18 protein-coding genes and 4 pseudogenes are annotated in these 24,555 nt (G+C 60.7%); 8 read left to right on the top strand and 14 right to left on the bottom strand.

Annotation, left to right across the window (positions count from 1 at the left end; genetic code table 11):
• The 3 genes from C4T42_RS29845 to C4T42_RS29835 form a co-directional block, all read right to left on the bottom strand.
• Window positions 1-300 (bottom strand): cytochrome b/b6 domain-containing protein (locus tag C4T42_RS29845; protein ID WP_280177410.1); only part of this gene is annotated, 300 nt, incomplete at its 3' end.
• A gap of 578 nt (window positions 301-878) precedes the next feature.
• A complete protein-coding gene (locus C4T42_RS32175) occupies window positions 879-1,187 on the bottom strand; it encodes a hypothetical protein (protein ID WP_181049247.1) in 309 nt (102 codons plus the stop codon).
• Window positions 1,188-2,642: 1,455 nt separating this feature from the next.
• The gene (locus C4T42_RS29835; protein ID WP_348529882.1) at window positions 2,643-3,209 is read right to left on the bottom strand and encodes a TetR/AcrR family transcriptional regulator; all 567 of its coding nucleotides are present in this window, start codon (window positions 3,207-3,209) and stop codon (window positions 2,643-2,645) included.
• Between the two features lie 327 nt (window positions 3,210-3,536).
• On the opposite strand from C4T42_RS29835, the gene C4T42_RS29830 reads away from it, so the two are divergent.
• A complete protein-coding gene (locus C4T42_RS29830) occupies window positions 3,537-4,241 on the top strand; it encodes a glutathione S-transferase N-terminal domain-containing protein (RefSeq protein WP_026605461.1) in 705 nt (234 codons plus the stop codon).
• A gap of 329 nt (window positions 4,242-4,570) precedes the next feature.
• Here C4T42_RS29830 and C4T42_RS29825 read toward each other — a convergent pair whose 3' ends face one another.
• The 6 genes and pseudogenes from C4T42_RS29825 to C4T42_RS32620 all read right to left on the bottom strand — a co-directional run.
• Entirely contained in the window at window positions 4,571-5,629 is a 1,059-nt protein-coding gene (locus C4T42_RS29825) for a cytochrome c peroxidase (RefSeq protein WP_103986431.1), read from the bottom strand.
• Between the two features lie 799 nt (window positions 5,630-6,428).
• Window positions 6,429-7,214 carry an NrsF family protein gene (locus tag C4T42_RS29820; protein WP_020096414.1) on the bottom strand — a complete coding sequence of 262 codons (786 nt, stop codon included), beginning with the start codon at window positions 7,212-7,214 and terminating at the stop codon, window positions 6,429-6,431.
• Window positions 7,207-7,782, bottom strand: a complete 576-nt coding sequence (locus C4T42_RS29815; RefSeq protein WP_103986430.1) for an RNA polymerase sigma factor — start codon at window positions 7,780-7,782, stop codon at window positions 7,207-7,209. The genes C4T42_RS29820 and C4T42_RS29815 overlap by 8 nt, the downstream gene beginning before the upstream one ends.
• 328 nt (window positions 7,783-8,110) lie before the next feature.
• Window positions 8,111-8,749: an NrsF family protein gene (locus C4T42_RS29810; RefSeq protein WP_181049246.1), complete on the bottom strand. Its 639-nt coding sequence runs from the start codon at window positions 8,747-8,749 to the stop codon at window positions 8,111-8,113.
• Between the two features lie 23 nt (window positions 8,750-8,772).
• The gene (locus C4T42_RS29805; protein WP_103986428.1) at window positions 8,773-9,402 is read right to left on the bottom strand and encodes a DUF1223 domain-containing protein; all 630 of its coding nucleotides are present in this window, start codon (window positions 9,400-9,402) and stop codon (window positions 8,773-8,775) included.
• A gap of 279 nt (window positions 9,403-9,681) precedes the next feature.
• Window positions 9,682-10,473 (bottom strand): annotated as a pseudogene (locus C4T42_RS32620) (IS3 family transposase); the annotation flags it as partial.
• A 689-nt stretch (window positions 10,474-11,162) separates the two neighbouring features.
• Between C4T42_RS32620 and C4T42_RS29800 the strand changes: the two are divergent.
• From C4T42_RS29800 to C4T42_RS31720, 3 genes and pseudogenes are all read left to right on the top strand, one after another.
• Window positions 11,163-13,619, top strand: coding sequence for a two-component system VirA-like sensor kinase (locus C4T42_RS29800; RefSeq protein WP_244603318.1), 2,457 nt, complete (start codon window positions 11,163-11,165; stop codon window positions 13,617-13,619).
• A gap of 215 nt (window positions 13,620-13,834) precedes the next feature.
• Window positions 13,835-14,937, top strand: a pseudogene (locus C4T42_RS29795) (IS3 family transposase).
• A 3-nt stretch (window positions 14,938-14,940) separates the two neighbouring features.
• On the top strand, window positions 14,941-15,234 hold the full coding sequence (locus C4T42_RS31720; RefSeq protein WP_146074081.1) for a hypothetical protein: 294 nt from the start codon (window positions 14,941-14,943) through the stop codon (window positions 15,232-15,234).
• A 326-nt stretch (window positions 15,235-15,560) separates the two neighbouring features.
• Here C4T42_RS31720 and C4T42_RS29790 read toward each other — a convergent pair whose 3' ends face one another.
• A complete protein-coding gene (locus C4T42_RS29790; RefSeq protein ID WP_103986426.1) occupies window positions 15,561-16,817 on the bottom strand; it encodes a cupin domain-containing protein in 1,257 nt (418 codons plus the stop codon).
• Between the two features lie 695 nt (window positions 16,818-17,512).
• On the opposite strand from C4T42_RS29790, the gene C4T42_RS29785 reads away from it, so the two are divergent.
• Window positions 17,513-18,136, top strand: coding sequence for a glutathione S-transferase (locus C4T42_RS29785; RefSeq protein ID WP_026605473.1), 624 nt, complete (start codon window positions 17,513-17,515; stop codon window positions 18,134-18,136).
• A 593-nt stretch (window positions 18,137-18,729) separates the two neighbouring features.
• Here the strand turns inward: C4T42_RS29785 and C4T42_RS29775 are convergent.
• On the bottom strand, window positions 18,730-19,512 hold the full coding sequence (locus C4T42_RS29775; RefSeq protein WP_026605474.1) for an alpha/beta hydrolase: 783 nt from the start codon (window positions 19,510-19,512) through the stop codon (window positions 18,730-18,732).
• A gap of 355 nt (window positions 19,513-19,867) precedes the next feature.
• On the opposite strand from C4T42_RS29775, the gene C4T42_RS29770 reads away from it, so the two are divergent.
• Window positions 19,868-20,323 carry a nuclear transport factor 2 family protein gene (locus C4T42_RS29770; protein ID WP_103986424.1) on the top strand — a complete coding sequence of 152 codons (456 nt, stop codon included), beginning with the start codon at window positions 19,868-19,870 and terminating at the stop codon, window positions 20,321-20,323.
• 634 nt (window positions 20,324-20,957) lie between these two features.
• Here C4T42_RS29770 and C4T42_RS29760 read toward each other — a convergent pair.
• The gene (locus tag C4T42_RS29760) at window positions 20,958-21,398 is read right to left on the bottom strand and encodes a cupin domain-containing protein (RefSeq protein WP_051123812.1); all 441 of its coding nucleotides are present in this window, start codon (window positions 21,396-21,398) and stop codon (window positions 20,958-20,960) included.
• Between the two features lie 539 nt (window positions 21,399-21,937).
• On the opposite strand from C4T42_RS29760, the gene C4T42_RS29755 reads away from it, so the two are divergent.
• Complete coding sequence (locus tag C4T42_RS29755) at window positions 21,938-22,216, top strand: hypothetical protein (protein WP_020096486.1); 279 nt, start codon at window positions 21,938-21,940, stop codon at window positions 22,214-22,216.
• A gap of 51 nt (window positions 22,217-22,267) precedes the next feature.
• Here C4T42_RS29755 and C4T42_RS31715 read toward each other — a convergent pair whose 3' ends face one another.
• The gene (locus tag C4T42_RS31715) at window positions 22,268-22,597 is read right to left on the bottom strand and encodes a hypothetical protein (RefSeq protein ID WP_146074080.1); all 330 of its coding nucleotides are present in this window, start codon (window positions 22,595-22,597) and stop codon (window positions 22,268-22,270) included.
• 170 nt (window positions 22,598-22,767) lie between these two features.
• Here C4T42_RS31715 and C4T42_RS29750 point away from each other — a divergent pair.
• A pseudogene (locus C4T42_RS29750) lies at window positions 22,768-24,032 on the top strand (IS256 family transposase).
• A 52-nt stretch (window positions 24,033-24,084) separates the two neighbouring features.
• Here the strand turns inward: C4T42_RS29750 and C4T42_RS29745 are convergent.
• Window positions 24,085-24,555 (bottom strand): annotated as a pseudogene (locus C4T42_RS29745) (hypothetical protein); the annotation flags it as partial.

Raw genomic sequence — 24,555 nt, 5'->3', positions numbered from 1 at the left:
GGCGAGCTTGAGCCGCAGCGTGTCGCGGACCGTCTGCACGATGTCGCGTGGACGGATCGGCAGGAGGCGCTCGCGCAGGCGTCCGGTCGCGAGGCCGTAGACGAGATAGGCGCCGCTGTTGGCAACCAGCAGCCACATGGCGGCGAAATGCCAGAGCAGGCTCTCGGCGGCCCAGGAGCCGAGCCGGATCGCCTTGGGGAAGTACACGCCGTGGATGATGACGGAATCGTCGTAGATGCCCCAGCCGGAGCCGATCAGAACCACCATCGCCAGCGCGTTCGTCCAGTGCATCACCCGCACCGGCCATGAGTGAAGCCCCTGATCACGAAGACCGGCCCGTGCCCCAACCTTTCCAACCGTTGCCTGCGTAGCGTTTGCCACGTCGCCCATGCTCCACCGTCGTTCGTAAGGCGCCGTCGGTCCGCAGGCGCGGTCGAACCCAGGCCGGCCCCGGCGTTGGTTGTTAGCGATCGCGAAGAGACGCGACCCGGATGCAGTCTGGTTCGCGGGTACGTACTAGCCGGGGCGGCCCTCCTCCCGACCTCCTGGTGCGACCCGGTGTGCGGGTCGCGAAGTGCGTAGCGCAGGCGCGCACGATGCCTTTCGCCTCCACATCATCTCGGTTACACGATGTTCGGACGTTTGACTCAGGGCGGCTTCGGAAGGGTTCTCCGCGAACGTCGAGCCGGGGCGCAAACGGCGGCGCGAGCGGCATCCCGGCTTGATACAGCCGGTTGGCCAGGCGGTGCTGATGGTCTCCGCGGGAACCCGGGCTGCCCGCCGCGTCTCCGCCTCATCCGCCATCCACGGGCCGCAGAACTCGGCCCCGCTTTCCGGCGTCACGCCTGGTGGCCGGCGGATCACGTCGTGAAAAGCGATCAGGAGGCAGGCGAAGCATCAGCGAACCTTATCGCGTGGCGCTCGGCCCACCCCAACTCGTCGGGAAGCCAGCGCTGGTCCTCGATGTGGTTGGCCTTGCGCAGGCTGTTGTTCTGAGCGGCGAGGGCAGCGGTCAGCGCAGCCTCGGCATCCTCCATGACCTCGTCGTACGGGGCGGGACGCAGTGGCGTCAGCGTCAAGAGGATGTTGCCGATCGGCGGCGCGCGACGCCGGCCGCCCTGGGCATTGGCGACTGCCGCAGCGGCAGCCTCGATCGTCGCATACGAGATGGTGATCGACTCGGCCATGAGACCACCTCACCTTCGCAAGGTGACACAATGACGAAACAAACGATTGCCTTAGTTATGCCTCAGATATCGCCATTGTCGTGCGCTCAAATAAGAAATACAATCGATGATGTTCGAGAACTTCATAAATCTACATTGGTTGGTGAGCTGCTTGTTCTTTGCAGGAATATTTAGCAATTCAATTGTTTTTTCGCTAAAATATCTTTGTGTCTGGATTTCTTTTTTCTCGTGATTTATTTTATTGTACTTATTGTTATTATCGCGCGCCACGATAGGGATCTCAGAATCATTTCTGGCCGCGCCAGACCAGAAAAAGGTTCGTCGGAGATCAAGGAAGATCTCTCAGAACGATAGTCTGATCTGAAGGGTTAATCTAAATTTAGGATCTCTTGCTGGAGGCGAACCATCTCAGACGCAGTAGAGGCAGTCAGTTCGAGCGCCGCGACGGGCGTGATCGGGTTATGGATTATGCCGCCACCTCGCGCGCCGGCTCGGAACCGATCACGCGGAATATGACGGAGTGCCGGATCCCGGCCAGCCAATGTTACGGCTGAAACCATTTCGATATATTCGTGAAAGACAGCTGACTCAACGTCAGCTCATGGTCGACCTTGCATCTAAAATCCTGCTGTGGCTCGCTGTCGCCCTTTTCTTCGGCGCGACGGCGATCTCGATCTCCGTCTTGGCATGACTGCATCGAACCATCGTAAATTCTTCGCGGACGCGCTGCATGCCTCCCGTCGATTAATTCCGCGGATAGCGGAACGTTGAGGCGCGCACATTCATGCAGCTCCTCGAAGCGCTGGATCCGCGAAGAGGCGGTGGCGTCGACCCAACGGCGGCGGTCGTGACAAGGACGTCAACCGCGAAAGATTTCAACTGCAACGAATCAGACACTGCCTTGTAGTTTGAACCGCTTAAATTTGTGCCCTCGCCTCATAATTCGCGTATCAAGCGAGGAAGCCGATGAACTACGAGGATCATGCCTTCGCGGTCCTGAGCGCCCTGCTGTTGTGCGCAGTGCTTGTAGTCGTAGGCTTGGCGGCGATCGCGTTGATTCCCAAATAGGAGACGAGGCGCATTCATTTCCCCGCTCACCGGGGCGGAGTTCTTCACACCGCGGTGCCGCTGGGCATGCAGAGGGACGCCCTCGAACAGGTCGACCCTCGGGTGCTCGGCCACCCAGAAGGCGACGAAGTCGTATGAGCCCCGAAAGCCGTCTAGAATGCCGGGTCAGCGAGCCCTCTCCTTCCATTCGAAAAACGTTCTTCTCTCAGAGGCTTAGCGGGTGCGCAGGAGGCTACTGCCTGTCGAGGCGCGCGGCATCCCGCGGCAATGGACCGAAGCCCGTGGCGGCCGGCGACGACGTCCTCGCCGTAGGAGGCCGATTCCCACAACGTCGCCGGAGCGAGGCCTAGCCATTCAACCGCCCGCGCCCGCCCCAGGGCCGGCCACTTAGCGTTTCGATGAGCTTGCGCCGTCGAGCAGCGCGAGGGCGGGCGCAATCACGTCTTCGAGCAGGCTGCGCTCGGGTCGCGCGCGCGCGAGGGCCCGCACGCCGACGAGAACACCGAGCAGATGCCGGGCGAGCTCCTCCGCCGGAACAGGTCGCGCGATCGTGCCATCTGCCTGGCCCGCCATGACGCAGTTGAGGAAAAATCCCTCCATGCGCGATAGCACGCCGGCGACGATCCGTTCGAAATGAGGATCGTGCGGGGCGACTTCGAGGGCGGCATTCACCAGCATGCAACCCTTCCGCTCCCGGTCGCGGATCGAACGGTCTAGGATCTCGTCGAAGAATGCGCCGATCGCTTCGCGCGGCGGTAGTCTGTCGCAACGCCGGATGCGCCCGAGGATGCTCTCGTCGACGTAACGGTCGAGGGCCTTCTCGTAGAGTCCCCGCTTGTCGCCGAACGCATTGTAGAGGCTCGAGACGGTCATCCCGGTGCTCTCGACCAGGTCGCGGATCGAGGTGGCCTCGTAACCGCGTGCCCAGAAGCATTTGATCGCCGCATCGAGCACGGCCGCCTCGTCGAATTCCCTACGCCTCGCCATTTTGCCATCCGAGCCGCCGCATCTTCATACTATCACCGCCAGCACCGTTGCATTCTAGAACGACCGATCTAAAACTACGTTGGCAGGCCCAACCCTCGGGCTCATTGGGCATCCCGCTCTGCGAGACACGCGGCCCTCCGCCGAACGCCGTTCGGAGCCGTCGGGGTGCCTCTGACCGTCAGGACGGATGCGATGACCGCGACGCAGCTTGCACGCGTCGATTTTTCGACGATGAATCGCTGGCGCGGGACCGTCTTCCCATGCGGTGATGCATCATCAAGGGAGGAGATCCGGATGATACGCCTATATTACCATCCAACGCCGAACCCGGCGAAGGTCGCGCTTCTGCTGGAGGAACTCGCCCTACCCTACGAGATCGTTCCCATCGATACGAGCAGAGGCGAGCAGCACGCGCCGGCCTTCCGTGCCGTCAATCCCAACGGCAAGGTACCGGCGATCGTGGACACCGATGGGCCGGGCGGCCGGGAAATTCGGGTCTTCGACTCGACGGCAATACTCTTATACTTGGCGGAGCGAACGGGGCGGTTTCTCGGATCTCCGGACGACCGACCCGAGCTGCTCTCCTGGCTCATGTTCGTCGCATCGGGCCTCGGGCCGTTTTCCGGCCAGTCTGTCCATTTCCAATTCGCGGCTCCCGAGGGCTTGGACTACGCACGCAACCGCTATCGGCGGGAGGCCGAAAGGCACTACCAGGTTCTCGACGACCACTTGGCCGGCCGCGAATGGATCGTCGGCGACGATTACACGATCGCGGACATCTCCGCGTGGGGATGGCTCGATCGCGCCTCGCGCGTGCTGAAGGGTGAAGATGATCCGCTCGCGGCCTACCCCAACCTCAAGCGTCTGTTCACCACCGTCGACGGACGTCCTGCGGTCCCGCGGGCCCGCGCCGCCGGGAGGAATCATGCGTTCAAGACCGTGAACGACGAGGAGACGAAGCGCGCGCTGTTCCCCTCGAATTACCCCCCGGCCGCGTAATATACGCCGGCGCCGGCCGCCTTTTCAGCCGCGGCCCGAACGCCATGCGGTCCCAAGTCACGGCTGTGCGGCCGGCCGTCGGGCGCCGCCTTCCGGTCCCGCCGGCCCAGTCGGGCACGGACCCGACGGATGGGACTCACCGTTCGGGGAACGCGCCGGTCGGGGCGGAATGGTGTGAGGTGGCGTAGCTGCCCCGCCCCAAACAGAGGCGGACGCCGTCGCCGGTTCCGATCGGGCATGGGCGCTCAGCGCGGCTCGGACCGTCGCCGGTACCTTGCGGCCATCCTGAGAAAGGATCTGCGGCGGCTGCCGGGAAGCAGGGCGGGGCTTCACCGGAGCGTAGGAGGAGCGTCGGCGAAGTCGGCCCACATCAAGTCCCGCTGGGAGGTGGACGTCAATGCATTGAGGAACGCGAGCAGATCCGTTTTTTCTCTCGATGTCAGATGGAGCGGCCTAATTTGGCGCGAGCGACTGGGACGATCTATGCCGCCGCGATCGTAGAGGTCGATGACCCTGTCCAGCGTGCCTACTGAACCGTCGTGCATGTAGGGCGCTCTTCGAGCCACGTCCCGCAGCGTGGGCGTCTTGAAGGCATAACGGAGTGCCGTTGATGACTTGACATACCGTCCGCGGCCGATGTCCGCACCCGAACCGACGCCGATGTCGTGGAACGAGCCATCGGTGAAAGACCAACCGGAGTGGCACGCCGCGCAACCCGCGCGGCCGTTGAACAGATCGAAGCCGCGCCGCGCAGCTGCGCCGATCGCTTCGTCGTCGCCGGCGATCCACCGGTCGAAAGGACTGGTGACGGCGACGATCAAACGCTCGAAGGTCGCGATTGCCGCCTCAAGCTTCCCGGGCGTGACCTCCGGATCCGGGAACGCAGCCGCGAAGGCGGCGCGATAGCCAGCATCCCCGGACACCCGCGCGACCGCCTCCGCCATGGTCAGGTTCATGTTGCCCGGTGCCGTGAGAGGAATGGCGGTCACAGATTCCAGGTCGCGGAACTTTCCGACCCAGCCGAGCGGGCCGTCCTGCCAAGCCATGTTCAAGAGTGTCGGGCTGCGTAGGTCCATATCCGTCTGGTCGCGCGAGGCGGCACGCGCCCGCCCGTCGCCCCAGGCGAGGTCCGGCAGGTGGCAAGATACGCAGGCACGCGTGCGATCGCCCGAAAGGATTGGGTCGAAGAACGGCCTCCGACCGAGCTCCGCCTTTGCGGCCGAGTATGGATTTTCGGCGGGGAACGGGATTTCGCTGGGCACGCGGTAGGCGGCGCGCCAGTGCCTGCCCCTGGATTCCAGGACGGCCTCCGGCTCGCCAGTAGCGCTGAAAAGGCCCGCGAGTGTAGCGGCGACGAGGCAGGCCTTCCAGACGGAAGATGATCTCATGAAGGCCAGTTTAGAAGACGACAGGTTTGAAAAGCATGATTTCGTTTGTCGACGGGGAGCAATCCTGGCGGCGGCATCTCCGGATGGTCGACGCGCCAGCATATTCGGCGGTGGTGGAATGCCTGCGATCGTATCAATCGAACATCCTCAGCCCGACCGAGGCGGATGCGGGTCACTAGTCCCCCCGCGCAAACGGCGGACGATCGCTCCCGCGTCGCCATAAAGGGTCCGGGTAGGGCGGAGCATGCCGCGATACGGAAGGACCGATCGGTCCGACGCGCCCCCTTCCTCCGCGACGGCTTGGGACGTGACGCCCTCGCCAGAGGTCGAAGAGCAACCGGCGCTTCGCCGGTGGGCCGCGCACCGACCCTTCGCTGCTCCCTCGACTTCGGTCGGGCCAGTCCTCGCGCGATAGACTGCATCGTCTGGGCGCCGCTGCCCAATGGTGACCAAGAACCCACCGTTTGTGGGACCGGTTGCGGCGACGTTGTTCCTGGCGTCGCGTGATACCTCCGCCGAAAGCGGCGGCCCGGGATCGACATCGAGCCGCGGGCCGATTCTGGATTGCTCGCCAATCTCCTCCGGAGGTGGATCACCGACGTTCAGAACGCTGGCGGCCCGAATAAACGGCATCGGGAGGCACAGGCCCCGACGTCGACGTCGGGTGATCGGAGGCGGCCGGAGAGTGCGAGCGGAGGATCGAGATGTCTCGACGCTGGATCCGCGACGGGCGAGAAGTACCGGAGCCTTTCGGACAACATTCCCGGACACGGCGTCGTTCGGGTCCTGACTGGTCCGATCACCGCTCCACGGATCCGCGGATGCGGAGCACTTTCCACCGCGATTTACGTTTGCCATCCCCACCCGAGCGGGGCTCCGCGGGCGATGCGCCGGGGTCCCTCCCGCATCCGCGTTCCGCCTCCAGCATGACGGTGCGTCCACGGTCGAGCAAACGTCCGCCGGCGAGACTGTTGAAGCCGATTACCACACCGATCGCGACGAGGTGCACGAGCAGGTCGGTCGCTGTGGCATCGTGCGGGTGGAAAGGGACCAAAAGCGCGGCGGCCGCGGCGGCGGCGGCGAGGCCGCCAAGCGCGGCGGTCAGGTTCGGGCGCAGAGGATAGGCACGGCGCAGCATCACGACCAGGAGCGCGGAGAGCGGCAGCGAGACGCTCATCAGGAAGACGAAGCAGCCGCGCATGGTCTCCGTGCCAGGTATGTCGGAAGCTGGAGCGAGCCAATCGCGCAGACACCCCAGACCGCTGGCACCAAGCCAAAGCATGAGCGGGGGGATCGGCAGCACCGCCCAGGCGGCAGAGCGATCCGGCACGCTGGTGTGGAAAGCCGCCACAGATGCCGCGAACGCGGTCAGGACCGCGCCCAAGGCGGCGTACCGCAGGTCTGCGACGCCGAGCCGATCCCAAAGGCCCTCGGCACCGCGGAAGACATACAGGACGAAGCCAAGCGCGACGGCCGCCATGCACCAGGCCAAGGCGCGAACGCCGGGCGGCGGCAGGCGGCGGACCGGCGCAAGCTCCGAGGCCAGTTCGTCGATGAGGCGGTCGTGGGGATTGTACTCAGTCATCTCCGTTCCCACTACCGGGTACAAGTGCGGAACGGAGAGACTTCAAGGCGCGATGAAGATTGACCTTCAAAGCTCCCTTGCTCCGCCCCGTTACCGCTGAAGCCTCGTCCAGGGACAACTCCCGAAATGCGAGATGCTCCACCGCTTGGCGCTGTCCGTCCGGTAACCTCGCCACAGCCGCCGCAAGTTGTCGGTCGCGGTAGTGCGACTCCAGGCCATCGCCCGGGCCGGGACGCGCGTCGGGCTGGGACTCGAAGGCGTACGGATCGTAGACCTCCTGCGGGCGTCGAGCGCCGCGGCGTATGGCGTCGATGGCGCGACGCTGGGTGATGGCGCGCAGCCAAGGCAAGAAAGGCCTAGCCGGATCGTAGGTCGCCCGCGCCCGATGGACTGTGAGCAAAGCCTCCTGCACCACATCGTCGACGGCCGCCCCGCGGACGCCTTGCGCACGCGCCATGGCGGCGACGGCCGGGACACAATCGCGCAGCAGTGTCCGGTAGGCGTTCGCGTCGCCCTCTTGAGCCGCTCGCATGGCCGCAGCCAACGCGACCTCGCTGGAAGGGCTCATCGCTCGTGCCCCCACGGCGCGCGGCCCGCTTCGCTCTGTCTGCATCGGTTTACCGGGCATGTGGCCGAACTCGGCCGAACGCGGCATACTGGCCCTCGACCTGCGCTGGCTCAACGGTCCGCCTTACAAATCGGGATCACGGTCTCGTACGCCGCACCCTTCGCCACTGGGGTTAGGCCGACCTGCGACAAGGGCGAAGAGCGATGCCTTGTCGTGGACAGGGAGGGTTGTTTCGTTCATGCGACCGACTCGGTCCGATGGCGTGACGGAGCCATCGTAGATGCGGGTTTCGCCCCGATGGCGCAAAGGTTACCGCGTCACGTTCGTGTCAGGACATCCGTGCTGGGACGAGGACGGCACAGGCGCCAGACAAAAGCGCCACCGCCGATGCGTGAAAGAGACAGTCCTCTGCCGTCATCGCGAAGGGATGAAAGAGACCGAGGATCGACGCGGCCGCCGACGCCGCCGCGAGGCCCGCCAAGGCTGCGGTCCGCTCCGGCCAGAGCGGATAGCCTCTCCGTAGCAGCCCAATGAGAAGCGCCGCGAACGGGAGACCGAAGCCGAGGATGAAACCGAAGCACGCGTAGGCCCGGGCAACGGCCGTGTGAGCCTCGACCGGCCCTTCAGGCATGGCCTGGACGAGGCTGGCAACGATCCAGCACGTGAGCCCAGGTAGCGGGAGCAGCGCCCATTCGCGGCCACGATCCGGCAGGCTGGTCATCGCTGCTGCGAGGGCGGCAGTGATCGCCGTCGCGGCGGAACCGAGCATGGAAAGGAGGAGGATTGGTTCAGCCGAATAGCGCGCGCAGAGATCGGACGTGTCGCCGACCATAAGCAGCGAGGTCGCCGGGAGGCCGACGTACAGCATCCATCCTAGGACACGCGAAAAGGGAGCGGTGAACGGCCTTACCGGATCCACCTTGGCGACGAGTTCGTCGATCAGGCGGTGATGGCCGGGGGCGGGCATCGTTGGTCCGTCCTCCATGTGGCTCATGCGCTCGGTGACAGACGAGCGGCACCGTCGATCCAGCTGCCGGCTTGTGGCCAGATCATCGCCTGGCCCTCCTCCGCGGCCGAAGGCGCATCGAGACCGATGGGCCAGCCTTCCCAGGTGCCGAGGTCGCAACGGAACCGCTTGACGTCGGCCTGCTCGATGGCGCGACCGGCGTTCTCGCCGGGTCTCACTAGGGCGGGGTGGGCAGGATAGAAGCCGATGACCAGAAGGCGGGTCATGCCTCGGCGGGAACCCAGGGAAACCGCTATACGATCGTCGCGCCGAAGAACGCTGAGTTCCGTCGCCGAGCGCGCTTTCACCTTCGCCTGAACCAAGGTCGCAGCGACAGCGGCACGGCGCGATCTTACGACACTGCGCCGCCCCTCGATAACAAACTGCGGCGTGAAGCTGCCGTCCTCGAGCCGGCTGGCGTAAGCGGCCTGCTGTCGGCTCGCGCAACCGAGATCGAATCCGCGCGGCAAGAGGTCAGGACGGGTCGCAAACTCGCCTAGGAGCGCTTGAGCGGGCCGGCAAGGCGAGCAGCTCTGGGACGTGAACAGGTCGACCACCAAGGGACGCGCCCGCGCCGGACTGGGCGACGTGGAGAGCTGCAAACGGGTGGACATGGCAAGCCCCCTCGGGACGGGTCATCGTCCACCCTGTTCGCCGCGTTCCAACGAGTCGTTACTCACACCCTCGTTCACGTCATCGGCAAGTGGCGGGACTTCGGAGGAAGTTGTGCTTGCTGCACAGCGATGCTCGCTCTGGCGAGCCAGTAACCGAACGCCGATGGCTGCTATCGGCAATCTGCACAATGAGCGCGCTTGAAGCAGGACCGGCACTCGCGCCAGCAACGACGACGGCCGTAAACCTCCTTGCTTGAGCAGCGCCTTCGAGATCATCTACGGACCCCTGTAACAATGGAATTGCTCTGGGATGCCGTACAGGCAGGTCCCTTCGGCCAAGGCCTCGATGACACCCAAACTGTTGGCGCGCTGCGCCACCTTCGATGCAAGGCATGCCCAGCTGTGCTCGTCGATCAGCGTCAGGATGCGCGGAGAGCGCCCATCGTGAGTTTCAGCCTGCACCAAGACGAAGTGCCAAACGTAGTTGCGACGGAGCGGGCGTACCCGCACGCAGGAGCCGTCATTCAGTCAAAGCGGGCTGCGCGGTCGATGCTTTCGTGGGACGGTGAGCCCCTCGCGACGCCAGATGCGCTGAACCCGATTATTTCCCAACCGCCAACTGCCAGCAGCAGTGCGGTGATACGGTGGCGACTATAGCACCCGTACTCGGATGCCAAGACGATAATGGATTAGATCAACGCAATCTCACCCGCCAACACGGAGGACACATAGCCTTAAGCGCCAAGGTGCTGGCCGACAACCCGAAAAGCGTGGCATTACGAGAGGCCGTCCACGCTCCGGATGCCAGCAACCGCCCGCCGGCATCGCTCGAAGGCGACAAGTTTGCCGCCACCACGTCGGCCAACACCCGACTCTCTACGGACAGATCGTCCACAAGCCGGCACAGCAGAGCCTTCTCGCGCTGGAGATCCTTCATCTTCCGAGCCTGATCGGCCTGCAAACCGACGTACTCCTTGCAACAGCGTGGAGCACTCTGCTCCGAGATCTTCGCCTCCTTGCATGAGAGCGCAAAGCTATTGCCCGTGCTGTCTGCACCGCGATTTGGCGCATCTAAAGCACGACCTATCCGGGGCCGGACTTACATCCTCGCCGCATGTCCGCCCCTCTGCGCCTCCGCTGATCCGCCAAGTCAATCAGGTTCCATTTCCGGTCGATCGAGTCGATTTGCTCGTATATTTCTCGTCAAGATTGTCCCAATACATCGTTAGAAAACCAACTTCGCCTCGACGTGGAAGCATAATTTTTCGTACCAAATACGAGTCATCCTGCTGCAGCACCACATTTGAACGATAGAGCACCATCTGGGACTATCCCAATGACACATTTTGACGATATGGCGGTGCAGGAAGGACCGAAATGCATTCCGATGACTTCGCGTGTAATCGCGGGTGAAAGGCATTCTAAAGTGGCGTTGAACGAATGCGGCCTTCCGCGAGTGCACACGACGCCCTTTTCTAACCAATGCTACCGCCGCGGAAAACGCCGAAGTGCGACCAAACGTTTAGATGAACTGAGTGCGGCACTCGTCCAATCGCAGCATTGCCGACCCGCCCAGCCGCAAAACCGGCTTCAGCGAGATGGCAGTTTTTATGGTCCTGCATCCATGACACCGCTGCGACCCTCAACATCTTCCTCGCAGATTTCGGATTGCATCGGTAGACGAGATAAAAAATTGGCAGCCCTAGACAGATCGTGCCAATCGAAAGAAGCGTATTCGAGTCCCTTTCACGCACAGTGAGATGATAGATACACCCGATGGCGCCATGAGATTGACATTACAAGCCGTCGTCGTCAGTGCTTTGCTGGCGTCATTGTTGACTTGGCTAATGATCAACGGGCAACCGGAGATGGACGCAGTCTATGCGCATACCCAACGCATGATTGACGGTCTCGCTCTCGCTGAATCGCGGATGCAGCACGACGTGCTTAGGGCGCGGACCGGCCTCCTACGCAACTACGACCCAATTAAAGTTCACATTGAGAAGATGCAGGCGCAGTTGCTCGAATTGCGCATGGCGAGCGCGACAGCTCCCAAAGAAATACATGAACTGTCTGATGCTGTAGACCAAGAAATACAGATGGTCGAACGCTTCAAGACATGCAATGCTCTTGTTCGAGCCTCCTTGATAAACGTCCAATCGCTCAGTGATGCACTATCACAATCCGATATAAATCCCGCTTTTATGCACACAATCGCGGTACTTCAAATACAGGTGGGAGAACTTGACCACGATACGAGCATCGACCATTTGAACAACGTTCGGTCTCGTCTTGATATGCTAGCGACCGCTACATATAAGGCGGACATCCAAGATAAAATCGACGCTGTTGTCCTTCATGGCCGCCAGCTTCTAAATGAGCTGCCGCAGCTTGACAAGCTTACTTTATCCCTGACGACCTCCTCTAGCGCGGCAGCCCGTCAAGCCCTCTCAGAGGCTCATCGCGTACTGCGCGATCAGAGAGAGACTCGCTCGAACCTCTTTCGATTGGCTCTCTATGCGGCAGCAATGACCTTGCTAGTCCTGATGCTTCGCATCGGCCTCCTGATGCACGCGAGCGCCATGGTCTTACAACGCACCATCGCCTTCCAGGCTGCTGTAGCTCATGCCGCGAATCGCTTCCTTGCAAGTCAGCCTGATGAAATTTCGGCAAGCATAACTGAGGTTCTTGCCATTGTCGGAGAGGCGGCACGAACAGATAATGGTTACGTACTCATGCTCGATGAGTCCGAAACAACTTTTTATTGGAGCCGATCCGGTGACGGCGATCTAGACGATTGGCCACATAAGTGCAAGCTGTTGATACAAGACATTGATAAGGAGTCCGAAGAACAACTATTCATCATCACAGCGAGCAGTAACGGCCCTCCATTGTTTATCGAGGCTTTAAAAAATCGTGGGGTGACTACCTTCACGTGCGCGCGCCTCAAAAGAAACGGGCAACTAGTTGGAATATTGTGCTTTGAGAGAACAACAAGCCTCGCTCCCGCTTGGCTTCTACATTCGCGTGGTTTGCTGCAGGTCGTGGCTGACAGCTTCGCGGCCGCCTTGGAGCGCCAGCAGGCTTGTGCCGAGCGCGCCGAGATAGAGGAAGCCCTTCGGCGGGCTCAACGGTTAGAAGCTATCGGTACCTTCGCTAGCGGCGTAGCGCATAACTTCAACAACGTACTGAACGTAATGTTGGGGCACGCTGAAATTGCCATTGAAGCTCTGCCGGGCCGCCCGACACGTGCTGCAAATCAAATCGAGATGTTAGTTCAAGCTGGCGGGAGGGCACGTGAGATAGCGGGACAGATCCTCGATTACGGACGGCGAGGCAGTGGGGCAGACCGCAGAAGCGCAGTTGACGCAATCGTAGCCGAAACCTTCGACCAGATACGCTCGTCATGTCCAGAGGCAGGGGCTCTCCGCCTGATCGGATTAACAGAGGGCGCCAACGTCGGCGGCGAGCCAGCGCAACTGCAGCAGGTTATTCATAACCTGGTCCGAAACGCCCTTCAGGCTTCTGATCCGGGTCAGCCCATCGAAGTTCGCCTCGATCGCATTAAGCTCGGCGACCCGCAGGATCTCTCTCATGGCAGCCTCCGACCTGGCGAGTATGCCCGGATTAGTGTGTCAGATATCGGCCGCGGCATGGATGACGCAACATTGCGGAGAGTTTTTGAACCATTCTTTACCACCCGCTCTATGGGTACGGGTCTTGGGCTTGCAACAGCTTACGAGTTTGTCGACGAGCAGCGTGGAGCCTTTCACGTATGTAGTATGTTGGGCGCCGGCAGCACTTTCGAAGTGTGGTTACCGATACGGTCGCAATTCGATACTCGTCTTTCGACAGCAGCTGGCACAGTCATGGTCGTCGGGAATGATCGCAACGCCATGCTAGAAGATGAGGAAATCTTAGCTTCATTAGGTTTAGAGCCCGTAGGGTATTCAAATTTAGATATCGCGCTAAAAGCTCTACGAGATGACCCCGGGCGCTTCAATTTGCTAATTCTTGAAAATTACCGGTCCATGTCCTTGAGCCTTGATTTCGCCCGCCATGCAACGAGAATGGTCAATATCCCTATTGTGCTTTCAATCTCGGCGTCAGAACAAATTCGGCCCGAGATCCTTTCGTCGATCCCTATTGTTGACATCTTGCGCCGTCCATGGCGTCCGAGGGACATTGCGCAGACCATAAGACGTCACATAATATAATGGCATTATTGCTTTTGATCATAGCTGCATATTTGATCGATGTTGGGGTTTGAGGCTTCAGTACGGAATTTATCATTTTTGGTATTTTGTCCACTTTAAATGTTTCATGATCATAGTGGCAGGATTCACAATCCGTATGACCCTGACCCAGCAAACTGGTCCGCGTCGAGCGCAAGTTTTTCGGGCATCCTGAACCCTGAAGGAGGGTGGATGCCATGCCTCGCAAACGCTTCACGAACGAGCAGATCGCCTTTGCCCTGCGGCAGGCGGAGAACGGCGCGACGGCGGACGAGGTCTGCCGGAAGATGGGTGTGTCCGAGCCGACATTTTACCGCTGGAAGAAGCAGTTCGTCGGCATGGGCGTGCCGGAGATCCGGCGGCTGAAGCAGTTGGAGGATGAGAACAGCAAGCTCAAACGGCTGGTCGCCGACCTGACGCTGGACCGCTCCATGCTGCAGGACGTGCTCAAGCGAAAGTGGTGAGGCCCGCCGCTCGCCGTGAAGTCGCCGGTCACCTGCAGGTGGCCTACGGCATCAGCGAGCGTCGGGCCTGTCAGGCCACCGGCTTCGGCCGCTCGTCTCAGCGCTACCGCAAGCGCGCCGATCCGCAGGTAGCTCTGCGCATGCGGCTGAAGGAGCTCGCTGCCGCGCGGGTGCGCTACGGCTACCGACGGCTGCACATCCTACTGCGACGGGAGGGCTGGGAGGTGAACCACAAGCGCACCTACCGGATCTATCGCGACGAGGGACTGTCGATCCGGCCCAAGCTGCCCAAACGCAAACGGGCTTGGCGCTACCGGCAAGGGCGGCCGGCCATCGGTGGACCGAACGAGGTCTGGGCCATGGACTTCATGTCCGACCGCCTGTTCGACGGGCGTCCGTTTCGGATCCTGACGGTCGTCGATTGCCATACGCGAGAGGCGCTCTCGCTCACACCGAGAGTCAACTTCCGCGCCTTCTAGGTGGCCGAGGCCCTGGACGCACTGGTGAAGCTCCGCGGTCGTCCAAAGAGCCTACGGGTCGACAATGGACCGGAGTTCGCCGGGCGCATGCTCGACCAGTGGGCGTACCTGAACGGGGTCGAGATCGACTTCTCACGACCGGGCAAACCGACCGACAACGCCTACATCGAGTCGTTCAACGGCCGCCTACGGGCGGAATGTCTGAACGCCTCGTGGTTCCTGTCGCTGGCCGATGCCCGCGAGCGCATCGAGGACTGGAGATGCCACTACAACGAAGATCGGCCCCATACGGCCCTGAGCGGCTTGACGCCCCGAGCCTTCGCCAACCAAGCTGTCACAGCCCGAGAACTTGCATAGGCCGTGGACCACAAACCGGGTCAACTCCAACTGGCTCAAAAACCATACCAAAGGGCGGACCACTTCAAAGGGGGCGGATCACACAACGGCACCCTCGTCGCGCAGGTCCAGGACAATAACCGGATCGTGCTAAAGCCGGTAACGCTCGGCCGCAATCTCGGCAACGAGGTCGAAGTGCGCTCGGGTATTTCAACTGCCGAACGGCTCATCGACAACCCGCAGGAGTTCCTAACCCCCGGTGACTTCGTCCGTGTTGTCGGGCAGGCTGCCCCCCCGCACACCGCATCCGCGGAATGACCCACGAAACCCTTCACTTTCCGTGACGGCACTCAATCAACCGACCGTTTTGGGCAGTTCGGTCCGTTGGAATAGCGAGAGCCGGACACACATTGCGCAAGCAACATCAAATGTGAATGGCTCCGCATATTCGACAGCAACCACATCTTGGCACCAAGTTGCAGCCCTTCGACGCGGGAGCCATCCACCCAATCCGCCTTCCTATTTTATTTGAGAAAAGCAGACAGAATAAGATCTCTCGATTACACGCTTCGCTCGATGTTCAACGATCTTACTGCCGGAACTGCAGTTTTTGAGTCGGCTTGCGCCGCGCTCTCAATGGAAGCTCATGATGGCACCACGACACGGGGAGACTTGAATTTTGAAAGCAATTTAGGATCCAGGTTTAAGTGAGAAGCAATAAGATCAAGAGGCGTGCAGGATAACCATTGCGCAAGTGAAACCTCTTGGTATTGACTATCTTTGAATATTTCTAAAAATACCAAATCGTTAGAACCAACGTTTTTAACATAGTGGCCGAGACTTTTCTTTACTACGCCAACATCCCCTGGGTTAAAGTCAGCGGTCTGCGCTCGAGGACCGGTGTTGAACACCGTCATTTTTGCCTGACCTGAAATATAGTATTGCCACTCGTCGGCGTTTGGGTGCCAGTGCAGCTCCCGCATTCCACCGGGCTTCACGGTGACGAGGGCAGCCGCGATGTTTTTTGATATAGGAAAATTATTACTATCGATAATCTTAACTTGACCTCCTTTGGTAATCTTGTTGGGCTTCATGTCCGTCATCGAGAAAGTAAATTCGGCATCAGGTTCTCCGAGCGGGGTGCGTACGGCCTCTTGTGCATCAGATAAAGCAGCCGGCGTCGGCCCCTGGTAAATCCAAAGATCGTCTATCGGAATTTTCTTGAATGCATCGATTGGCAGATCGAAATTTTCCGCAAGCACCTCGGGGGGCGTGTGTGCCATCCATTCGGTCAATAAGAGTGTATTAAACTCGGATGCCCGCCCATTGTCGAAAACCAGAACGAATTCCGCGCCAGATGGCCCGAGGCCTTGTAGTGAATGGGGAAGACCGGGCGGAAAATACCACAGATCACCCTGCTTGACGTCGCGGACTGCTGGCCGACCCTTTGCATCCAAAACGGTAATACGGCAGTTGCCGTCGACCATTACAGCCCATTCTGCCTGTTGATGCCAGTGCAATTCGCGAACGCCGCCGACACTAAGGCGCATATTTACGCCGGAAACAGCTTCAGAGATAGCGAAGTCGCCCTGTGTCACCTCCCGGGCCCATCCGCCGGATTGCACACGTTTATGAGCATTGTTGAAAGAGGCCCAAAAAAGATCCATTCCAGCTACGTCTGTTGCGGGAGGATCTTGGAAAGATGGAAACTGCGAGGCAAGAGAAGGATTTTTCGGGCCAGGCTCACTGAAAGCTTCAGGAGAAGCATTAATCCGGCCTTCCGCTGGTCGATCCGGGTTGCCGAAAACACCTCCGCCTTGTGCTGCGGCGCTTGTTATGGCCATCGCACCGCCGGCAGCGGCACCAACGGATAAAAGATTGCGTCTTGACAGAGAATTCATAGTGACACTCACGCATTCAGTTTCGGCGAGCAGTTCTTACTCCGACCGATCGTCGTGATGCTATGCGTCTAGATTGACCCTGGTGCCTCATTTGTGAGCTGGTTTTCAGATTATTGAACGCTACCGGCTCGTTCGCAGCCAGCTGATACAGCCCACAACCTCAATGTCTTGGCTAGGACGCCCGATCATTCGCGACTTTGTGAACGAGACGCTGAGGAGCAGTTTTTATAGATTATAAATTTTCATTGCGTAGGCTCTCTTAGACAATCTCCACAAGCGTGCCCATCGAAATAGCGGGCGCACCTTGCCACGGCGTTGGCTTCCGATGTCGGACAAATTTGCGGCGGCTGTCGGGAAGGTAGTCGGCGAGGTCTCTGTCAACTTCACGTCGTGTGTTGTCCTCATGCGCGGGCGGACACACAGCGCTCGCTCGTGGTCCGCTAAGCCCTGCTCTTGAACAGCGCAGACATCCCTAGCCTCTGATCGACACGGGCCGAGCTGAGAGCATTGGCGATCGCCACTAACATGTGCCTGGCCTGCACAGGTTGTTAACCCCAAGCCACCATCACGGGCACCACTCTTCCGTTTTACGGAAGAGTGCATTGTCACGAGCGACACTTTTCTAAACTGCGCAAAAGTCGCAGAGATCCCTGCTCGGCCTTCGATCAAGATGGTTTCAGGGAGTAGAGACGGACATGAAGCTTTATCATCATCCACTCTCCGGTCACTCGCATCGGGCGCGGCTCTTCCTCTCGCTGGCAAAGATCCCACATGAGCTCGTCTTGGTTGATCTCGCCGCGAGAGCTCACAAGAGCCCGGAATTTCTAAAGATGAACCGCCTTGGGCAAGTGCCAGTGCTGGATGACGAGGGCACAATCGTCGCAGACTCGATCGCGATCATGGTCTACGCCGCGCGAAAGTTCGGCAAGAGGGAGTGGTACCCTGAGGAGCCGGAGGCAGCGGCGGCGGTTCAACGCTGGCTGTCAGTGGCGACAGGACAAATTTACTTCGGACCATGCGCCGCTCGGCTCATCACGGTATTCGGCTACAAATTCGATGCCGAGGAAGTCATCGAGCGGTCCCACGCGATCCTGAAAGTTATTGATGAGGAGTTGGTGGAGCGGCGGTGGATTGCGGCAGCGTCTCCGACCGTGGCCGATGCAGCGCTCTACAGTTACATCTCGTCTGCCCCCGAAGGAAACGTCGACCTTGCTACTTACCGGAATGTGAATATTTGGCTTCGACGCGTCGAGGAATTACCTGGCTTTGTCCCCTTCCAAAAGACGGCTGTAGGGTTCGCGGCCGGAACCCGCGGATAGGCGTTCGCGATCGTGGAGTGTAGACGACACGCCGGGATCGTGAGTTTGAATAAGGCAGACATCGCCCTCGTTACCGGTTTCTGTCACTGCGGCGAACTCACGCTTCGATGCCTCACGGGTGCGGTCGAGCGCAGGACCGAGATCGCCCCCTTGATCCGTCGCCACCCGGCCGGGCAGCACTGCAGCCTCTTCCCGCCGTTGAGCCTTGTCGTCGCTGAGGCTGTGGATCCCGAGGGTGGCGCATGGGCCACCCTCATGTCGGAGACCTGGGCCATCCGACCTCTCCTGATCACGGACGGCCACTGAGCGCGTTCGTTTGAACCTTGCGGTTTGATCGTCGTGGGGACCGAAGGGTCGTAGGCCCTCTCGGGATCGATCTCGCTTTGGGGCAGCGCAACCGCTTCAGTAGCGTAGTCAAAAGGTCGGAGGATGATGACTTCGAGATCTTGGTTCCCGACCAGATCGGTCCCAATTCGGCTGGACCGGTCAAGGCGTGTCGGGCCACCAGCCTCAGAGTCGGCTCGTGGTGAACAACCTAGATGCGGACGAAGCGGCTGACATTCCTGCCGAGCCCCACCAACATGCAGCCGGAGTTAGCCGCGATGGCCATTCCGCTGACCAGCGGCCTCCAGGATCAGGTTCGCGACCGCCTGCGTGTGCGAAATCATAGACAAGTGGCCTGATGGCAATTCGATTGTCTTCGCCTTCATCCGCTTGGCCATGAATCGCTCCAGATCTGGGTCGATCGTCCGGTCATCGGTCGACACGGCGTAGAAGCTCGGCTTTGACCGCCAAGCAGCCTGAGTCGTCTTGCCCGTCAGCAAGGCCTTGTAGAACGGTTCCTGGACAGCGAACAGCACCTTCGCCTTCTGCGCTGGTACACCGTTCGCGAAGTCCTTAAGGAACGCTTCCTCGGTCAGGCGCCCCTCGTCCCCGTCGAACACGATCCCCGCCGTGGCGGGCGGTGTCCGGTAGGTCTTGGCCAGGGCGGGGTAGTCCTCTCCGGCATCTGGAGCCCGAGCCGCGACGTAGACGAGCGCCGATACCTTCGGGTCCGTTCCGATCTCGCTTACGATCATCCCTGAGAACGAGTGCCCCACCAGCACGGTCGGCCCCTCCTGGCGGCTCAGCACGCTCCGGGCGGCGGCAACCGCCTCGCCTAGGCTGGTCAGAGGGTTCTGAACGGAAGTGACGTTGAGCCCAGCCGCCTGCAGGTGTGGGATTACCTCAGACCAGCACGACCCGTCGGCGAAGAGCCCATGAACAAGCACGACATTACGGGCCCGCGGCAAATCTTGAGCGGCCACCGATCGGGGCAGCAAGGCCGCCGTTGCGGCAGCTACGAGTGTGCGGTTTAGGTTTCGGCGTGTGATCATGAGCTACTATTTTGAAGACTGCGGGTATCCAGCGCCCAGTCCTCATTCGCATGATTGCGCGGAGCGGTTACACCGAGAATCGGTCGTTTGGTCCTATTACGACTACCTCCCCGCTTCTGAGCAGGAGCCTTGAAGAAGAGGACTCGACGCCTGGGGGGTAAGTTCGCAGATGTACCGGCTCAATTTAAATCAGTCTAGCAAAAATATTTTAAGCTAAGCATTTGCTAAGACATTTACTATATAAAAGATTATATAGCACAAGGTTACTCCATATCGTGTTACATTTGTAACATAAATTCGGTTGACATTTATTATCTAATGCATAAATGTCAAATCCGATATAAGGAACATAACGATGATCTCTGCTTTTGACGAAGTATCAAATCTTATTTATTCTTATTTAAATAATGTCGACACTCGCAACCATTCGGCTCAGATCCGCCTTTTCACGGACGATGCCGCAATCCGTGTACTCGCTAGTAATAACAAATTTGAAAAAGTTTTGCATGGACCAGTTATCGGAGGGCAGGCCTTCGCGGAAGCATCGGCGGCTCTTCGTGATCCAATGTCAGACAATCACCGTACCCGGCATATGACGACCGACCGATTTGTAGCATTCCACGACGGAATCATCACTGTGAGAGCACAGTTCATAGTTGTTCATACTGACCGTACGGATTATAGGGCATTTAAATCACAAATACTTGAGTCCGGAGCATATCAATTCAATTTTCGACGCGACGATGCTGTTTGGAAAATATGCTTATTGGATATTTTTATTGATAAGCCGGGATTGCAGTGCTCTGAATGATCGACAACTCGTTGTTCGCAAATAAAATCTATCCTGAAATCGTGACCTGAATGGACGACAAGAGGAATTCCCTCGTCGCCTTGGAAGCCTATTCCGCTCGGAAGGGATCCGTCGGTCTGAAGCTCAAACATTCCGGAGCCGCGAGCCTCGTCCATCTCGCTGCTCCCTTACAGTCGAGCCCAATGGGGGTGTGTTCTTCTCAACCAGCGTTGGCCGCGTTGACACAGTCCAAGCTTTGAACTGCCTATGCGGGCTTTCTAGCCAAGGCTATAGGCCCTATGGCAATCTCCTCTCGCTGAGAAGACGTCATTAGATGGCCTCCTCCCCGGGTTCCAGGCGCGGCGGGAGTGCTTGGTCGCGTGGCGCCAAATCGGCCGCCGACATCGGAGCAGCCAAGTCTGGCAAGGGAAAGGCCGGTGCAGAAGCTGCGCTCGACGCAGAAGCACCTACGGGCCGCTGCATCCCGCTTCGTCGATCCGTTGCACGCACCAAGACGCTTCCTACAGCATGAGTCCGATTCGGAACTGCGGCTGACGGGGCCGTCGAGCGCTACGCTGACGGTATCCTGGCTCGCGCCCTCCAGCCCTCAGCCTATCGCGGCTCGCCAGCGAGTGGATTGGGCTATACTGGACGACTACTCTTCGGCCTTGGACCAGTCGACACTGGTCTCGAGCTCCGGTAGCAGGACCACGCTTTCCTGCTCGTTCGGATCCGTCCTGGCGATCACCGCCATTACCGGGTCTGTCCGGCTGCGATTGTATGGCAGGTGCGGGACATTGGCGGCGATGTAGACGAACTCGCCGGCTCCCGCGATTGCGTGATGCTCCAGATGCTCGCCCCAGAAGCATCCCGACACGCCCGACAGAATGTAGATCGCGGTTTCATGCTCCTCGTGCTTGTGCGCGTGAGCGCGCTCCCCGGGAGGAATTTCCAGGAGCTGCATGTGAAGCGCCTTGGCTTCAACCGTTTCGGCCGAAATTGCCGGTCGATAGATGTGGCCCTGCTTGCCCCGGAATGGTGCGCTATCGCGCACCACTGCAAAACCGTGCATTTCAGCTTTGTTAGCGACACTCATGTGTTCTCCATGTTTGATGTCGATGTCACCGAGCCTCGGCAGGCTAATCACTAGGTGGCAATTTGTGCTGAGGCGGTCGGCAGGCTTGGCGCCTCCTCATATGCCTCGGGTTTACGCGGCAGACCGCCGTGCCTTTACGGAGCTTAGGTCCGGCGGAAAAAGCGGCGCATAGGATCCGAACCGAAACTCTGCCAAATCGCAGATCCTTGACTCAGTCGCCGCAGGCCTGAGGTCGCTGTGCGGGCTGCCCATGTCGTCTGCGCCGCGTTACAGTATGATTTCAGTTTGGCGTCGCCCCGTAACAATAGGGTGAGAAAACATGAGGCTCCGCCGCACCAACCGGCCAGCGACAATCGTGTGGCTCGAAGCCGCCTCTCAAGACGCGGCGGGTGTGTGAAGCCCGTTGGTCGCGGGGTGCGCGGCTGGTAGCGCCGCTCGACCACGTTGGCGCCTCGACCTACCGGCGGATTGTGGGATGGGCGTGGGAGTTAGATGTGCCGGACAGACCACCGAAGGTCCCGATCGCGGCCGAGCGGCGTATGACCGACCAATGTTTGGCCTATCAGAAGTGCAACGATCTGGCGGCTGAAAGCGTCGGCGATGGGCTGCACGGTTCCGAGCTTTGGCTGCCGGCCGGCGTTCTGATGCTGTCACAGGGTCATGAGGTCAGCGTGCGGCGCGAGGCAATGCTCAGCACCCGCCCCGCTTGCCATACACGCTGGAACTGGTCATCCGGATGGTGCGTGAGCCGCATCTGCCGCGGCGACATTATCGCATCGGTTGGCCTGCTGTTCCTCGACTTTCTGGAGCAGGCCTGATGCTTCCCGGTCCGAAGCGATTGTGCTGTTTGCGCTACGATAGCAGATCGTTCAAGCCACGAAATTAACTATGCTACCCGGTGAGGGCAGCGTTTGCGGCGACTCATTGCTTGCGGTTGCCCTAGCCTGAGAGAGCTGCATCTGAGCATTGTCGACCAGCTTTTGATCGCAAGCGACACAGCTCGGGCTGTGATTGCGCCTATCCTGGTCGACCACGCTGTTAGCTTTTGTGAGCGCCTGCTGTGCTGCCACGATCAAGGCCTGCGATTTAGCCGTTTGCGGTGCAACCTGGGGCGTGTGCGCGGATTGAACCTGGCCTGCAGATTTGAATGGCTGTGTGTAAGTGCCATTAGCACCAGATGCGCCGATGCTGATCGACATTGGCTTGGATCTCATCCAGCAACTCGCACTGGACTCTACGGACAAAATATTGAGAACACGCTAACTGAGCACTGAGCCATGCGGGAGATTGGGTGACGACGGTGAGTTGAAGGCGGCGTATCGAGGCGGGTGTCGAGCCTGCCAGAACCTCTCAGCGAGAGCGATACGCCATGGAGACACCTACCAACGTCGTCCGACTTCGTCATCCCGAAGACCTCGACGATCCCCTGACCGAGGTGCTGCGTAGCGGCGCTCGCCGCCTGCTCGCCCAGGCTGTCGAGATGGAGGCGGACGCGTTCCTGAGCGCGATGCAGGACCTGCGACTGCAGGATGGACGGGCCCGGCTGGTGCGGCACGGTCACGGGCCGGAGTGGGCGATCCAGACCGGCATCGGCCCGGTGCCGGTCGCGCGTCCGTGTCCGGGATCGCGGTACGAGCGGGTCTGAGGACCGGGTTCGATTCACCTCGACCATCCTGCCGAAATGGGCGCGGCGCACCCGCAGCCTGGATGCGCTGCTGCCGGTTCTATACCTACGCGGTGTCTCGACCGGCGACTTCCAGGACGCGCTGGCCGCCCTCTTGGGGCGTGACGCCCCGAACCTCTCGCCGGCCGTCATCGCCCGGCTGACGGCGACGTGGGCGGATGAGTACGCCCGCTGGCAGGGCCGCGATCTCTCCGCGCGCCGCTACGCCTACATCTGGGCTGACGGCGTCTATCTGCAGGCGCGGATGGCCGAGCAGGCAGACTGCATGCTCGTGCTGATCGGGGCGACGCCCGAGGGCAAGAAGGAGCTCGTCGGCTTCCAGGCGGGTGTGCGCGAGAGTGCCCAGAGCTGGCGGGAGCTGCTCGTCGACGTGAAGCGGCCCGGGCTGTCGATCGCGCCCGAGATCGCCGTCGGCGACGGCGCTCTCGGCTTCTGGCGGGCGCTGGACGAGGTCTTCCCCGGCACCGCTCACCAGCGGTGTTGGGTCCACAAGGCAGCCAACGTGCTCGACAAGGTGCCGAAGTCCGTCCAGCCGGCCATGAAGGCGGACTTGCGCGAGATCCACGGCGCGCCGACCCGGGCGGCAGCCGAGGTGGCGCTGGCCGTCTTCGTCGAGAAGTACAGGACCAAGTCCCCCGCGCCGCTGCCTGCTTGACCAAGGATCGGGAGGCGCTGCTGACGTTCTACGACTACCGGCCGAGCACTGGGATCACCTGCGCAGCTCGAACCCGATCGAGAGCGTGTTCGCCACGGTGCGGCATCGGACCGTGCGGACCAAGGGGGCGCTCTCGGCCACGACCGCCGAGCTGATGGTGTTCAAGCTGGTGATGGCGGCGTCGAAAACCTGGCGCCGGCTGAAGGGCGAAAACCAGTTGCCGAAGGTCGTGGCCGGCGTCATCTTCCGCGACGGGACCGAGGTCGTCGCGAGCCCAGATCACCGCGCCGCCTGACCACCGCCGTCACCTGAATTCCTGCATAGCTCGAGATCGGCCAACGCTGCACTCAGGGGGCACTCGTTGGCGACAGCCTCAGGGTGATGAGAACCACGAGGTCGCCGAGCACCGGTGGCAACGCCTCGCCGAAGCGGTGGCGCCGTACCGCCTTCAGAAGGTCATCCCTCAAGCCGGTGGCGAGCATGTTGCCGCCGAGGCTATGGCCGGCCACCACGAGCTTATTGTGTCGGTCAGATCCATCCGGAGCCGGCCGCCTCAGCGCCGCCTCGACGGTGCGCAGCGCCGAGACTGCCGCCGGAGCGACCGCCTCGCTCACCGGCTTGCGGTCGAACAGCGTCGCGGCCGCCGACAGGTCGCCGAAAAAGCCGCCGAGCCAAGCCCCAAACCTGTCGCGTAGCCCGCGCTCGTCGACCCGCGCGCCGCGCCAGCCGACATAGATCGCCGTGACCTTCGTCTCGCATGCGCCCGCGTCGAATCGGCAACGTTCACGCAGGAAGCGCGCGGCGTGGGCCGCGTAGAA

Origin of the sequence: Methylobacterium sp. 190mf, assembly GCF_900107945.1 — a bacterium.
In the GTDB taxonomy this organism is placed as follows: Bacteria; Pseudomonadota; Alphaproteobacteria; order Rhizobiales; family Beijerinckiaceae; genus Methylobacterium.
This window is presented reverse-complemented; position numbering and strand designations above follow the sequence as displayed.